This window comes from Pedobacter sp. AC190 (assembly GCF_979258025.1).
This window is the reverse complement of record NZ_OZ409824.1, coordinates 4,128,458-4,144,287: the sequence shown is the minus strand read 5'-3', so window position 1 is coordinate 4,144,287 and position 15,830 is coordinate 4,128,458. Positions and strand designations below refer to the sequence as shown.

General features: G+C 33.4%; 7 protein-coding genes. 2 read left to right on the top strand and 5 right to left on the bottom strand.

The window, feature by feature from the left end; translation table 11 throughout:
- Nucleotides 1–74: 74 nt before the first annotated feature.
- Together ACZZZI_RS18180 and ACZZZI_RS18175 are read left to right on the top strand one after the other, a co-directional pair.
- On the top strand, nt 75–986 hold the full coding sequence (locus ACZZZI_RS18180; protein ID WP_316758678.1) for a glycosyltransferase family 2 protein: 912 nt from the start codon (nt 75–77) through the stop codon (nt 984–986).
- Between the two features lie 9 nt (nt 987–995).
- On the top strand, nt 996–2,165 hold the full coding sequence (locus ACZZZI_RS18175; protein ID WP_316758680.1) for a glycosyltransferase family 2 protein: 1,170 nt from the start codon (nt 996–998) through the stop codon (nt 2,163–2,165).
- Nucleotides 2,166–2,193: 28 nt separating this feature from the next.
- On the opposite strand, the gene ACZZZI_RS18170 is transcribed toward ACZZZI_RS18175, so the two are convergent.
- From ACZZZI_RS18170 to ACZZZI_RS18150, 5 genes are all read right to left on the bottom strand, one after another.
- Nucleotides 2,194–2,979, bottom strand: a complete 786-nt coding sequence (locus tag ACZZZI_RS18170) for an FkbM family methyltransferase (RefSeq protein ID WP_316758681.1) — start codon at nt 2,977–2,979, stop codon at nt 2,194–2,196.
- A gap of 125 nt (nt 2,980–3,104) precedes the next feature.
- On the bottom strand, nt 3,105–3,938 hold the full coding sequence (locus ACZZZI_RS18165) for a cupin-like domain-containing protein (protein ID WP_316758682.1): 834 nt from the start codon (nt 3,936–3,938) through the stop codon (nt 3,105–3,107).
- A gap of 106 nt (nt 3,939–4,044) precedes the next feature.
- Nucleotides 4,045–4,722 (bottom strand): 4'-phosphopantetheinyl transferase family protein, encoded by a 678-nt coding sequence (locus tag ACZZZI_RS18160; protein WP_316758683.1) that lies wholly within the window; start codon nt 4,720–4,722, stop codon nt 4,045–4,047.
- A gap of 24 nt (nt 4,723–4,746) precedes the next feature.
- Nucleotides 4,747–8,766 (bottom strand): non-ribosomal peptide synthetase, encoded by a 4,020-nt coding sequence (locus ACZZZI_RS18155; protein ID WP_316758684.1) that lies wholly within the window; start codon nt 8,764–8,766, stop codon nt 4,747–4,749.
- Nucleotides 8,767–8,774: 8 nt separating this feature from the next.
- Entirely contained in the window at nt 8,775–15,413 is a 6,639-nt protein-coding gene (locus tag ACZZZI_RS18150) for an amino acid adenylation domain-containing protein (RefSeq protein ID WP_463490475.1), read from the bottom strand.
- Nucleotides 15,414–15,830 lie beyond the last annotated feature (417 nt).

Genomic DNA, 15,830 nt, shown 5'->3' with positions numbered 1-15,830 from the left:
AATGTGCATAACTAGAGAGATTTATCTCGTGTATATGCAGAACTATAGAATTGGATTACTACTTTTACATATAAATGAACTCGGTCTCAATCATCACTGTTAATTTCAATCAACATCAGGTTAATATTGATTTTTTAAAATCAATTAAAGCCTATCCCTCAAGTTCTAAAGTTGAAGTTATTCTTGTTGATAATGGAAGCAGAGAACAATATGAGCAAGAATACAAACAGATTTTGCCTGAACTGATTTATATCCGATCGGAAGAAAATTTAGGCTTTGCTGGTGGAAATAATCTTGGTATTAAGAAAGCAACTGGCAAATATTTATTGCTGCTAAACAACGATACCGAAATTACCGCTAACCTAATTGATTCATTAGTTTCTGAAATGGAAGAAAATCCCGAAATCGGCATAGTTTCTCCTTTAATTTTATATTTTGATAAACCTGATACCATTCAATATGCTGGTTTTACAAACATGAATTATAAAACTAGCAGAAACAGCGCAATAGGTTTTATGGAAATTGATAAGGGACAGTATAGTTTAGACAGTAGTGAAACTGGATATTGCCATGGTGCGGCAATGATGTGTAGAAAAACTGATCTTGAAACAGTTGGCTTAATGGCAGAGGAGTTTTTTCTGTATTACGAAGAATTAGATTGGTGCGAAAGATTTAAAAAGGCTGGTAAAAAGATTTGGTTTACAGGCAAAACTAAAATTTATCACAAAGAATCGATTAGTGTTGGCAAAGAAAGTGCTATTAAAACTTATTTTATGACCCGCAATCGAATGTTATTTATAAGAAGAAATACTTCGGCCTTTAATACGCTTATATTTAGTATTTATTATATTTTCATAGCCTGTAGTAAACAGGTAATTACACAGTTCTTAAAAGGTAGAAAAGATTTAGTAAAATGGACCTTTAGGGGACTGTTTTGGAATTTTAAAAATTCTAAAAACAGTAAAAACTTAGGTTTTAAAATTTAAAACATCCCAATGATTATAGCTTTCTGGATTTCTTTATTCATAATTATCTACACATTTGTAGGATATGGTTTTTTATTGTTTTTTTTGGTGCGAATAAAAAGAATCTTTAAAAAGAATTATTTATTTAGCGATAGTGCAGAACTACCAACCGTAACTATATTAATAGCTGCATATAACGAAGAAAATATAATAGAGGAAAAAATTACAAATACACTTGAGTTGGATTACCCGAAAGATAAAACTCAAATAATTGTTATTACAGATGGTTCTTCCGATTCTACTCCAAATAAAATTGCCGCTTATCAAGATGTCTTATTGCTTCATAAAGATTTAAGAACAGGTAAAATGGCTGCCATTAAAAGAGCAATGCCATCTGTAACTAATGAGATTATCGTGTTTACTGATGCAAATACTTTCCTTAATAAATCAGCCATTAAAGAATTAGTAAAGCATTATCAAAATGAGAAAGTAGGGGCCGTAGCTGGGGAGAAAAGAATTATGGTAGAGGAACTTGCCGACGCAAGTTCTGCAGGTGAAGGTTTTTACTGGAAATACGAATCGTTGTTAAAGAAGTGGGATTACGAATTATATTCTAATGTGGGAGCAGCTGGAGAGTTGTTTAGTATTAGAACAGAGCTCTACCAACCTGTTGAAAGCGATACTATTATCGATGACCATATGATTGCAATGAGAATAGCTGAAAATGGATATTTAATAGCTTATGAGCCAGAAGCTTATGCGATGGAAACAGCTTCGGCTAATACAAAGGAAGAACTAAAAAGAAAAGTTAGAATTGCAGCAGGAGGGATACAATCTATATTAAGGCTTAAAAAAGCTGCCAATCCTTTTTACTATCCCTTATTAACATTTCAATACATATCGCATAGGGTTTTAAGGTGGACTGTTACACCTTTTCTACTTATCGCTGCATTAGTACTTAATGGAATTATTGCTTATAAAACCGATGTTTTTTTCTATAAAACTTTGTTTACAGCGCAAATTTTATTTTATATATTAAGCCTATTAGGAATGTTCTTCGAGAGAAAAAATATCAGGATAAAGGCATTCTTTATCCCATATTATTTTTGTGTAATGAACTATGCGGTAGTTGCAGGAATTATTCGTTTTTATCGTAAAAATCAAAGTGCAGCCTGGGAAAAATCACAAAGAAAATCCTGATCGTTTTTTAATTATTTCGATTATAAGTTTACTCTTTCGATTTTAATAATTCATAAACATCTTTTCTAACAAATGTTCGTTTCATCATGTAAGTAGAATGAACTAAAACATAGCCTGCTTTTAAAAGCTGGTTACAAGATTTTTTAATTCTCATCTTATGAGATAAGCCTTTTGCGTGGTAAACTTCATCAAATTCTATGCAAATTATTTTAATATCAAGCTTATCTTTAACGATCGTATCAATCACTGTATATTCCGCACCTTCAATTTCAATTTTCACTAAATCAACAGTATTGTGTTTAAATTCTTTCATGAAATTTGATAAGCGGTCTACTGGTGCTTCTATATACTCTCCTGAATCCTGAAAAAGATAAACAGAATGAGAAATATAGTTGTCCAGCTGAGGAGCGTAAAATTTCAATATCGTATTTTCATCCCAAACACCTCTGTTAACGTACGTAATCTCATCTAATTGTTTAATGTTTGCACGATACATAAAGTTTTCATCGTCAAATACGCCGAAGGTTTCGCCTCTGGCAGCGAATTCTTTAAGCTTAATAAAATAGTTTATGCCCTCTGGCATCGGATCGAATATGAAAATCTTCGAATCGTATAAAACTTTGAGTTCTGTATCGAATGAGATATCCTCACCCGCTCCAATACAATAGCAGATCGAATGTTTATTCAGAAAACCATCAGGAACTTTATAGCCATGATGTTCTGAACCTATATGAACTAAATTTTTGAGTGGTTTTACATCTGATTGAGGATGGAATTTGATTATTTTTTTTGCAATTTCCTTTATAGCCTTCATAATATTTAGAATGATTACTAGAACATTGATGAGATTAAAGTCAATATTCTAACAAGAGATTTAATTTTTTTACTTTTTATGATTGAGCTTTATAAGCTTTAAGTCATACAAAAGATTAGATGTTATTATTTTAGGCTATCGCCCATTTGGCAACCAACCCAAGCGTAACCGTGCATAACTACAGCTCTCATTAAACTTTCACGCCGTCTAAAGTCCCAAACATCTTTTAAAAATGGTTTATAGTTTTTAGCATTTAATTGGTCAAAAGCAACTGAAATTGTAGCCGTTAAAGAATATGCCGAATGCCAGGTTCCAAAAGGAATAAACAAAGTTTCGCCTGCACCAACAGTAAAATTTATTGGGGTCGCATTTTTATATAAAGGAAATTTCTCGTAGTTGGGTTCAAAAATATTCACTTCAGATCGCCAAGGATCATCAGCTTTTGGATAAAGAAATTCTTCTTGCCCTCTTGGAAATACTGTAAATTGCTTATCGCCATATAATTGTGTAATCCAGGCATTTAAGTGATAGTAATCAAGATGTAGATAGGGAAATTTACCACCTGGCCCACCAATAAAAAGTTCGGTTGCACTTCCCCAGTACCCTTTCTTAAACCATTTACTTTCCAACCAATTAGGAAGCGCATAATTTAAGTTCAATGGATCTATAAGAGGCAATAACTCTGGTAATTCTTTTGAAATATTATATTTTAAAGGGTAAGGAGCGGGGTTACTTTCTGTACTGGCTTCAACTAAATCCATTACCTCTTTCATGGTGTATGTTTGTCCTCCTTTTTCTAGCCTTCTATCTCCGTAATTTGCTCTAAACCAATCGGGCGTAAATAAGCCTTTGGCTTTCCATACACTGGCGGCATTTTTGAAAACTACAGGTATGCCAGGTTCATAAAATTCTTTTATAAATTCCTGATGAGAAATGTTGTCAACTCTTTGAATCTCCATGGGGATTAATGGTTATTTTAGAATACAATTATAATTATAAAATTTGTCTTAACGATATGCTATTTAGTGAGATAACTAGCTATTTTAAATGATTTTCTTTTAATTTTTAAAATTTCCAATCCCAGTATTTATGTTGATTATTTAAGTTTGTTGTAGCTAAACTTAACAGATAATTATCTTCTATTTGATGACTAATCAGTTTGTAAAGTGAATCAAATCTTGTTACAAATTCCTCAGAACAATCGATAGAATTTAGGTTATCTACTAAACCTTCTCCAGTCGCTTTTAAAAGTGCTTCTTTTTTAGTCCAAAAAGTATAAAAGTCGGTTATATTATTTATTTTATTAATCTCTGTTTTATTAAAGCACTCAGGTAGTAATGATTTGAAATCAAAATTTTCTTTAATCAATTCGATATCTACACCAACTGGTAAAGGACCTAAAATGATGACTATAAAATTACCGCTATGACTAATATTAAAATGGTAATTTTTAAAACATGGCTTCTTATTTTCATTAAAAGAAAAAATAATATCAGATGCATTTAAGCCCGCTTGCTTCGATAATAACATTTTAGAAAAGAATTTTCCAACGATAAACCTTCTTTTGTCGTCGTATTGCCTAAACTTTTCAGCTTTTTGTAATTCATCAGCCTGAAGAACTTCTTTACTGGATTTTTCTATTTCGTTATATGCATTAATCGAAATTTTAAAAACGTGAATACAATCTGTTGCCAGCATTTTCTCGCCATAATAGTCTTCCCAAATAATATTATCGGTTATCAAGTTATTCAATTTAATGCAGCAAAATTATTTTTGAATGCCATTAAGAACTTCTTGTAGCTTTTGTGAAAAGATATGTACGTGCTTTGGATCAAAAAACTGCAAATGTTCTAAAGGAATATCAACTATGTTTAATTCTTTACCTATATATGGCGACCAACCGTTACTATCCATATTTGGTACATAATTCATTTTTTTATCATTGGCTCTAAAAAGATGAACATTTACATCATACTTTTTAAGCTTGTAATTATTTAAGGCAATTTCATGAGTCTTCTGAATCTTATCTAACACATATTTTGGATTAGATAAATCTGCTTTAATTGGATTGAATTTTTTATAGAAATTATACATCGATCCAAGTGTAAAGCTGATATTATGATCTATGTATGCCTTCGGATATTTAGATAGATATAAAAAAGCTGAGCCAACGGTTTTAAAAATATGGCTAAAAATTGCTGAAAAATTACCGTCTTTCATCAGTTTTGTATAACTGTCTCCATCGTAATAAGTATCAAGCAAGCCTAAAAAGGAAACATTTTTACCTGCTTTTTGGAGCTGATCTGCCATTTCTAGAGCGATAACTCCGCCCGAAGAGTAACCCATGATTAAATATGGGCCATTTGGATTTTCTTTTAAAATTTCTTGAATATAACCACTTGCAATTTCCTCAATGGTGGTAAATGGCTCTTCATCAGGGTTTAATCCTTTTGGCTGAACACCATATATTGGTTGATTTTTATCAACTACTCCCGCAAGGCTTTTAAAAATGATAATATTCATTCCTTGTCCGTGAATGATGTATAGCGGAGGTTTGTTTCCAGATTTTTTAATTGGAATTAACGAATCCCAAGTTATTTCGTGTTTTGATTTGTTTAATTGTAATGCGAATTTTTCGACAGTAGAATTGTCAAATAAAATGGCAAGCGGTAAACGTAGCCCAGTTTGTTTTTCAACCTCAACCATTACTTTAATTGCAATCATAGAATGCCCGCCGAGCTCAAAAAAATCATCGGTAATACTTACTTGATTTAGCTCTAAACTTTCTGCCCATATTTTTGCTATAAGTTCCTGCTCTTTGTTTTCTGGTTCAATAAAAGTATTTTTATCAACTAGTTCACTAACATCATATTGCGGAAGCGCCTTTCTATCAACTTTACCGTTAGATGTTAGTGGTATATTATCTAACTCAATTAATATTCTAGGAATCATATATTCTGGTAACTGGCTTCTTAGAAAAGAAATTATATTTTCTTTATCAAGTGCATTTTCAGTAACCAAATAAGCAATTAGTTTTTTCTCTTCGCCATCCGAATCGGTGGTTAATACAGCCGATTGTTTAACGTTTGGGTGCTTTTGTAAAATATTCTGTATTTCACCTAGTTCGATACGATTGCCTCGTATTTTTACCTGATCATCAATTCTGCCTAAATATAATATATTGCCATCAGGCAACCATTTAACCAAATCGCCTGTTTTATAAATTCTACTGTCTTCTAAATTGGTGTTAGGATTTTGAATGAACGATTTTTGAGTTAATTCTTCGTTATTTAGATACCCTTTAGCAAGCCCGTCTCCGCCGATATGCAATTCTCCAGGAACGCCTACTGGGCAATATTTTAAGTTTTTGTTTAAAATGTGAACTGATGTATTTGAAAAAGGTTTTCCAATAGGTATAATAACAGGATAATCGTAATCTTTATCTACCAGATGTACTAATTTTCCTATTGTTGTTTCTGTTGGCCCATAATGATTTACAATTTCACACGATGCATTTAGCGCTTTAATCTGTTTTATATATTCTGCTGGTAAAGCCTCGCCACCAAACATTAAAATTTTACAAGCGGTGAGAAGTTTGCTTTTGTAGTTTAAAAATTTCCAATGAGAGGGAACGATTTTTAAAAAATCTATCTCATTTTGATTAAAATATTCGTGAATGTATTCTGGATTATTAAATCTGTCTTTAGCAAAAAGATGTAGTGAAGAACCTAAGGTTAAAGCACTAAAAAGTGTTGTGTTACCTAAATCAGTTGAAATAGCAGAACCTAAAGCAAAACTCTTACAGCTTTCTAACTTCGTTAATTTTGCTTTTAAACCAAATAAATAATCTACAATTGCGCTATGTGGAATCATAACACCTTTCGGGTTTCCAGTAGATCCAGAGGTATAAATAACGTAAATTAAAGCATCAGAATTTATAGAAATTGGTGGCTTTTCTTTTTTTGCCTGCCAAACCTGATGATTAATATCATCCAAGCAAATTATATTGCCATTAAAAGATTCGTATATTTTTTTATGGCTTGCTTTATCGGTAATAACAAAGTCACTCTTCGATTCATCAGTTAAAAATTTTATCCGTTGCGATGGGTATTCAGGATCTATAGGAACATACGCCGCACCAGTTTTTATAATTCCAAGAATACCGACAACAGTTTCTAAAGATGGGTTTATACAAATTGGAATTAACGTATCTTTTTTTACACCAGCATCAATTAAGTAATTTGCTAACTGATTCGATTGGATATTAAGCTGTTCATACGATAAAGATTTCCCTTCAAAAACAACTGCCGTTTGATTTGGAAATTCGCCAACTTTGTCGTTAATTAAATCAACAATTGTTTTTTCTTTAGGATAATTGCAATGAGCAGGCGTTATTTCGGGAAAGGGGTTAAGGTGAGATTGCGTATCACTTATTAAGACCTGAGGATTTGAAGATATTTTTGATAATAATGAAACGAAATCGCCCATCATTCTATTTATCGTTTCAGATTTAAAAAGCTGAGTGTTATAAGCCCATTCAAAAATCATCGAATCTTTTGATCCATTTACATTCAACGAAATTTCGAAAGTTTGGCAAACCCTTGGGTTAGAAATGATTTTATGTGTTAAGCCAGAGAAATTAACAGCATCGTCCATTCCTTTATCAACATTAAAAACTACAGGCACTAAAGGAATATTTGCTTTGTTCCTTTTTATATTAAGCTTTTTAAGTAATTCACTAAACGTTAATCTTTGATGATCGTATGTATCTAAAATTTCGTTTTTTCGTTTCAGTAAATAATCTAAAAATGAAGCATTTGGATCGATTTTACTGCGAAGTGGTAATAAATTTACGCAGTGGCCAACCAAATTTAAATTTTCGGATGCCAATTGCCCAGCCGATGGTAAACCTAATACAATTTCTTCTTGCCCTGTTTGGTTGTATAAAAATACTTCGAACGCCGCAATTAATGTTGATACAACACTGCTTTTAGCTTTAACAGATAGATTTTTAACGGAATCGTATAATGCACTATCTACAATGTAATCATTCCTTTTGCCTTCGTAAGTTCTGGTTGTTGGTCTGCTAAAATCTAAAGGCATATCCAAAACTGGAATATCATCTTTGTATTGATTTAACCAAAATTGTTGCGTTTCAAAATATTCATCAGTTTTACTAAAAATAACCTGCTCCAACGCATATTTACTGATTTGATCTGGTAAAACAAGCGTAGAATTTAGTCCGCTAAGTGAAATGTTATAGCAATTACTTAAATCTTCCAGAATAATTCCTAACGACCAGCCATCTCCAATAATGTGATGGATGATAATAGTAAAATAGTGCGTTTCCTCGTTAAGTTTATGAACGAATATTTTAAAAAGTGCACCATCATAAAGATTGAAAGGTATACCGATTTCTTCGGTTATAAAGTCTTTAAGTTTTGCATTAATTAATGATTGATCGATATCCGAAAAATCAGCAAAAATAATGTCGTTATCTACCTGATTATATACGATTAAATTTTCGCCATCTTTAGAAACATTAGCCCTTAATGCTTCGTGACGAGCCGTAACGAGCTTAACTGCCTCTTGAAATGCTCTTAAATTAAATCTACCACTTAATTGTAGCGAAACAGATTCGTTATATGCTAAACTTGCAGGGTTGCCACCTATGACACACGATAGCCAAATTTCCTTTTGCGATTCATTTAATGTAATAACCTTCTCAATTTCCTTTCCTTCTTCGAAAGGATTATAATCAACCTCAATAAAGTTAGCCTCTGTCATAAACACTTTTACGTAAGTTTAACTTGCAGATATTTTCCTTCCTGGTTAGGATCTTGAACAAACCAAGCAGGATTTCCCTCTTTATCTTTTCCCAACTTAGCACCCTTTACAGGAGGATTATTTCCATCAACAACTACATCACTTGCAACATAATTATTATTAGTTTGATTTAGCGAAGGGAAAAAACTTGCTTCAATCATCTCATCCATACTTTCAGTAAAGCAATTGATAATTTTATCAATATCCTGATAAGTTAGTGTTTCTGTTATAAAACAAGGAAAACCATCTAAAACATGAATGCCTTTTTCTCGCATTAAAGCAAACATTAATTCGCTGTACGGAATTTCTTCATGATATTTAACTTTCCAAAGCGAGCCGTAATTAGCCACATATATAGGAAGTTGTCTTTTTTCGAAAGCATCATTTATACCCTTACTTAAATAAGCGCCTTTTTCGTTTAGCTCTTGCTGTAAAGCAGGACCTTTTTCTTTCATGTAATTAAGTGATGCTTTTGCCGATGCCAAAGCGAGAGGATGGCGTACGAATGTTCCTGCAAAATAGGTTACGCCAATTTCTGGATATGAGTTATCGCCATAATCCCAATTTCCACCATCCAACGCATCCATGAAATGGCTGGTACCAGCAATTACACCAATTGGCACGCCTGCACCAATAACTTTACCATAAGAAGCTAAGTCGGCTTTAATTCCAAATAGAGCTTGAGCGCCGCCTGGATGCATTCTAAATCCCGTAATTACTTCGTCAAAAATTAATGCAATACCCGCCTCAGCAGTAATTGTTCTTACTTTCTTTAAAAATTCTATTGGAACAAATTCTGGTCGTCTACTTTGTACAGGCTCAACTAAAACAGCTGCAATTTCGTCTGCTCTTTCTTTAATTATTGCTAAAGATTCATCAGTTCCGTAATCTAAAACGAGTATATTTTGCACAGCTTCAGGCATAATTCCTGCTGCTGCTGGGAATGATTTTAGTTTTTTTGTTCCTCTAACCAAAACTTCATCAATAATACCATGATAGGAGCCTGTAAATGCTACAATAAGCGATCGGGCTGTTACTGTTCTTGCTATCCTAATGCAACCTAAAACAGCTTCAGAACCAGTGCTACAAAGCGCTGCTCTATCAAAACCCGTAAATTCACAAATTAGCTTGCTAACTTCTGCAGCCAATTCATGTTGAGGGCCCACTTCGTAGCCTTTATCAATTTGTTCGTGCATTGCTGCCTTTATAACTTCAGGTTGGTAACCTAACATGCTAGATCCAAAGCCATTTAAAGCATCAATATATTCGTTGCCATCGATATCCCACAACTTGCTACCGTTCGATTTATTTATAACGATCGGATAAATAAGTTCTTTAGTTGCAGGTCTGAAACCCGAAACAACTCTCGGATCTGCCATATAAGAACGGCTGTTTTTGGTATATTCTTTACTTTTAGAGGTTTTTTTGTTGTAGCGTTCAACTAAATTGCTAATAAAATCTGTTTGTTTTTGATTCAAATGCGAAGATTGACGTTCAATTTTAGGAGTGGCACCAAAAGGTTTTTGAATTTCTGCTTTTTCTTCTGCAGATAGACTATTATCCGAAGTTTTATTTAACTCTGGTGTTTTTGCAGTATTATTCGTAGCAACTGCTTGTACCCGTGTAGGTTGGATAGATACAGGTGCACCACCTTGCATAAGCATAACTTGTTTAGATAGAATTTCTAACTGCTGCGCAATTAAACTAAGTGCACTATCATTAACAGGCATTGAAGCTACGTTTTGTTGTATATATTGAACAGCTTGTGGTGCAACAAGAGGTTGTTGTGTAACTGCTTGAGCTACATATTGTTGCTCTTGTATTGCATCAGCAGGTGTATTTGTATCTAAGTAATCAACTAGAGTATCTATAGAAGCGTATTCTTCGTTTAACTTTCTAAATGTAATAGGTAAATTAAATTCTCTTTTTAATGAAATAGCAACTTGAGTTAATAATAATGAATCTAGTCCTAATTCAAGAAAATTTCTTTTCGGATCAATATTGCTCATTTCAATACCTGAAGCATCTTCTAATATTTGCTTAACTTTTTCTGTCAGGTTATTTTTTCTCATCACAATAATATTTAATGGTATACTTTGTTTGGTTTGTTCTGGTACAACTTCTGTTTCAGTTGGTTTCGAGGTTACAGCACTTACCCAATATCTCTTTTTATCAAATTGATATCCTGGTAAATCTACAATTCTTCGGTTTTGGTTTGCATAAAAATCATCCCAATTCGGACTAATTCCATTAACCCATATTGTACCCAATGCGTTTAGCAATGAACTGTATTCGTGCTCTTTAGTCGCTAAGCTCGATACCGAAGTTACTTTAGTTGCCTTAACAGCGGCAATTTGTTTAATTAGAGTAGCAGTTACATTGCCTGGTCCAATCTCTAAAAATAATGGTAAATCTCCATCAATAATATTTTCTATTGCTTTAGAGAATAAGACTGTTTTTCGTAAATGTAACGTCCAATAATCAGTATCGGTTGCTTCTTCGTTAGTTAAAATTTTTCCAGTAACGGTAGAAATTATAGGTAGAGCAGGGGAGAATAATTTTACTTCCGAAACAATTTTTCTAAAATCATCTAATATTGGATCCATCATGCTCGAATGAAAAGCATGACTCGTAAATAGTTGCTTATTAGCAATTTCAGCTTTATCTAAAAGCTTTATAAATTCTTCGATTTGATCAAAAGGTCCAGCTACTACACAAACCCTCGGACTGTTGATTGCTGCTATTGATAAATCACCAAATAATAAATCCGCAACAATTTCACTTTTCTCTCGTACCGAAAGCATAGCACCCGAAGGTAATCCGCTGATTAACCTACCTCGGTTAGCAACTAATTTTAAACTGTCTTCTAAAGAAAAAATTCCTGCAAGCTGGGCTGCAACATATTCTCCGACACTATGACCGCATAACATGGTTGGGTTAATTCCCCAACTTATCCAAAGCTTAGCCAAAGCATATTCAGTTACAAAGAGGGCTGGTTGAGTATATTTCGTATCTTTTAAGATATTACTTGCTTCTTCAGAGGTATTTTCTACATAGATTATCGCTCTGATATCGGTATCGATATACTTTTTCAATATACCAGCACACTCATCAATTGCAGCTTTATAAACAGGTTCCTGCTTATAAAGTTCGAAACCCATGTTTAAGTATTGTGCACCTTGCCCAGGAAAAGTGAAAACCAATTCGCTCGGTAATTCATTAAGTGTATTATCGTTTATTACATTCGATTGTTCTAGTAATTCTTTAAACTGATTAGCTGAATCAGCAACTAAAAACCTGCGGTATCGATAATCGTTTCTGGTTTTTTGCAGGGTATAAGAAATATCTGAGAGTTCTGCATCAGGATTTTTATCTAAATAAACATTAAGCGCTGTTGCATAATTTTCTCTGCTGCTTTCTGAGTTCGCCGACCAAGTAATAAGCTCAGCAGGCATTTTTTCTGCAGGTTCTTCGATAATATTATCATATTCTTCGAGCACTACATGAACATTTGTTCCGCCAACGCCAAAAGAGCTTACGCCTGCAATTCTTTTGTTATCGGTTTCCCAGGCAGAAAAAGTATTGTTAACATAAAATGGACTGTTTTTAAAATCAATATTGCGATTTGGTTTAGTGTAACCTAAAGATGCTGGAAGTTTTTTGTGCTGTAAAGCCAGACATGTTTTTATTAAACCTGCTACACCAGCGGCATGCGTTAAATGGCCAAAATTACTTTTAACTGAACCTATAGCACAAAAATTATTTTTATCCTGTGGGCCGAATGCTTCAACTAAGCCTTCAAATTCAATTGGATCGCCAATAGGCGTGCCTGTTCCGTGTGCTTCAATGTAGCTAATTTCAGAAGGTTCTACTCCCGCATCTGCAATTGCATCACTTATAGCGCCCGCTTGTCCCTCCGTACTTGGAGCAGAGAAACTACCTTTGCCAAAACCATCATTATTAATTCCAACACCCTTTATAATGGCATAAATTTTATCACCATCATTTAAAGCATCATCAAGTCGCTTTAATAAAACAGCGCCAACACCATCGCTAAAAACCGTTCCTGTTGCATTATCATCAAATGGTGTACAATGGCCATCGGCACTTAACATGCTGCCTTCCTGATAAATGTGGCCGCTATTTATAGGTGCAGTAATACTAGCTCCACCCGCTATGGCAATTTCACATTGATTTGCACGTAAACTATTTACCGCTGTAGCAACAGCTAAAAGAGAAGTTGAACACGCAGAATTTACGCTTACAGCAGGACCTTTTAAATTTAAGTGATAAGCAGTTCTCGAAGCGAGGTAATCTTTATCATTAACAGATAAAACCTGCGTTTTACCTTGATTATTAATTAAGGTTGGATGACCCAAAACATTGTTTTCGTAATAGGTATTATTTCCATTGCCTGCGTATACGCCAATTTTAGCTTTGTGTTTAGAAGATAGATATCCTGTTTTTTCTAAAAGCTCATGAGAAACTTCTAGAAATACACGTTGCTGTGGATCCATTAGTTCGGCAAGCTTTGCATTTATTCCGAAAAAAGCAGGATCAAATTTATCTGCATCATTTATAATTCCTCTTGCTTTAACATAATTCGAATCATTTTTCAATTCGTCGGGTATGCTTTTGTCTAAATCGCATTCAGAAAAAAATGTTGTGGTTTCGCGACCTTCAGAAAGAAGACTCCAAAACTCTTCAATCGTATCGGCACCAGGAAACCTGCCCGACATACCAATTATCGCTACATCTTTTGTAGTAGTGGATGTGCTTTTAGTGTTGCTTGTTTTTTGTTTAGAATTAACTTTATCAAGGTATTGTGCTATTCCAGATATGGTTGGAAATTGATAAAGCCTGGTAACAGGTAAACTATAGTTAAATGAAGACTTTAATTCGGCTACGGTTTTTTGAGCCAGTAAAGAGTTGCCACCCAATTCAAAGAAATTATCATTTACGCCAATTTTATCATAACCGAAAATGTTTTTTAAAACTTTTTCAATTTCAATTTCTTTTTGGGTTGATGGTTTTTTAAAGATTACGTTCGATTCAGGTCTTTTACTATCTGGTTTTGGGAGCAACTTGCGATCAACTTTTCCACTTGTTGTTTTAGGGAATTCTGATAACCACACAAATGCATCAGGAAGCATATAATCTGGTAAAGATTTTGCCATTAACTCACGAAGTTTATTTCCTTCATAGTTCTCCTTTTCGCCGATTAAGTAAGCTACCAAAACCTGTCTTCCTGGTAAATCCTCTCTTAAAACAACAGCAACCTGTTTTATGTCTTTTTGTTGAGCTAAAGCAACTTCGATTTCTCCAAGTTCAACTCTGTAACCTCTAATTTTAATTTGAAGATCTCTTCTTCCTAAAAATTCGATATTCCCATCAGGAAGAATTAAAGCAAGATCGCCAGTTTTGTATATTCTGGTATTCGATTCTGGTATAAACACAAATTTTTCGGCAGTCATTTCTGCCGAATTTAAATAGCCGTTTGCTAAGCAAACACCACTAATGCAAAGTTCGCCAATTTCTCCGCTGGGTAGTTCTTCTAAGTTTTCGTCGAGAATTAAGATCTTAGTATTGTAAATGGCTTTGCCAATGTTTGGCAGATTTGGCCATTCAGAAGGATTTCCAGTAAGCTTAAGCTCAGTTACAACATGTGCTTCAGTAGGCCCATATTGATTATATAATATTAAACCTGGTATTTTTGTGAAAAAGCTAATCACCTGAGGCGTAACTTTTAACTGCTCGCCTGCAGTCATTACCTCTTTTAGCGATGAGGGAAAAATATCATTTGCAATTGCACTTTCTGTAATAGATTGCAAGGCAACAAACGGAAGAAATATTCTGTTTACTTCTTGTTCTTTAATTAAATTTAAAAGCATGTAAGCATCTAATCTTAAATCTTCTGAGATAAGAACTAAATGACCGCCAGTTGTTAAAGTAGCGAAAATCTCTTGAAACGAAACATCGAAACTAAGAGGAGAAAATTGTAAAGTTTTAGTTTTAGGGACGGCTATCGATTTTTCCTTTTGCCATAGCAATAAGTTAACCATTGCCATTTGTCCCATGCAAACACCTTTCGGTATACCAGTGGTACCAGAAGTATGTAAAATATAAATTAGGCTGTCTTTTTCTGTTTTTACATCTAAATTTTCATCCGATAAGTCTTTTGAATAATTTAAGATGTCTTCTATTATTAAAGTTTCGCAGTCTGAATCATCAAATTTTGAAACGTTTTTGCTCGATATTAAAAAGAATTTTGCTTCAGAATTAGCGAGTACAAAATTTGCTCTATCTTTTGGATAGCTTAAATCTACAGGTACGTAGGCACTCCCAGTTTTAATAATAGCGAGTAAAGAAATGATTGTATTTATTGAACGCTCCGTAGATAATGCTAGCCTATCATTCGGTTTAATGTTTTTCTGAATTAAAAAACGAGCAAGTTGGTTAGCTTTTTTATTTAATTGATCATAAGAAATTGAGATACCATTAAAGCTTACGGCAACCTCGTTACCATACTGCTCAACAGTATTGTAGATTAAGGTATTAAGCATTATGATAATGTCGCTTTCCGATGCGTCTTTTTGGGTTGAAAACATATTTTTAAATATTGCAATAGCTTAAATAATAAAGCTTTATAATAAAAAAATGATGATTACTGTATTTTGCAATTTAATAGCATAATATGACTACTATTAAATTTAACATATTTTATTTAATTTTTTCTCAAAACCATGTCAGATAATGATAGGCTGATTATTGCAGAAGTATAGAAAAAAGTTCGTGCAAGTTGCCCGACTGGATGGCTTGAATTGTTTTTTTTGTTAGTCATGATTGAGAGTTGTCGACTTAAATTCACATCAAAAATTATCAGATAAATGATAGCTTTTGTTTTTTAAAAAATAGGATAATTGTTGCTGTTTATGAAACAACTTAGGTCTATTTGGTAATTAATCGTTTGTTTGGTTGTATTTAAATACATTTCAAATATAATGAAATCGTATGCATATTTTATA

Bases quoted from the DNA above. Each gene is read 5' to 3' on its own strand.
- ACZZZI_RS18180 (WP_316758678.1), top strand. From the start codon at position 75: ATGAACTCGGTCTCAATCATCACTGTTAATTTCAATCAACATCAGGTT.
- ACZZZI_RS18175 (WP_316758680.1), top strand. From the start codon at position 996: ATGATTATAGCTTTCTGGATTTCTTTATTCATAATTATCTACACATTT.
- ACZZZI_RS18170 (WP_316758681.1), bottom strand. From the start codon at position 2,979: ATGAAGGCTATAAAGGAAATTGCAAAAAAAATAATCAAATTCCATCCT.
- ACZZZI_RS18165 (WP_316758682.1), bottom strand. From the start codon at position 3,938: ATGGAGATTCAAAGAGTTGACAACATTTCTCATCAGGAATTTATAAAA.
- ACZZZI_RS18155 (WP_316758684.1), bottom strand. From the start codon at position 8,766: ATGACAGAGGCTAACTTTATTGAGGTTGATTATAATCCTTTCGAAGAA.
- ACZZZI_RS18150 (WP_463490475.1), bottom strand. From the start codon at position 15,413: ATGTTTTCAACCCAAAAAGACGCATCGGAAAGCGACATTATCATAATG.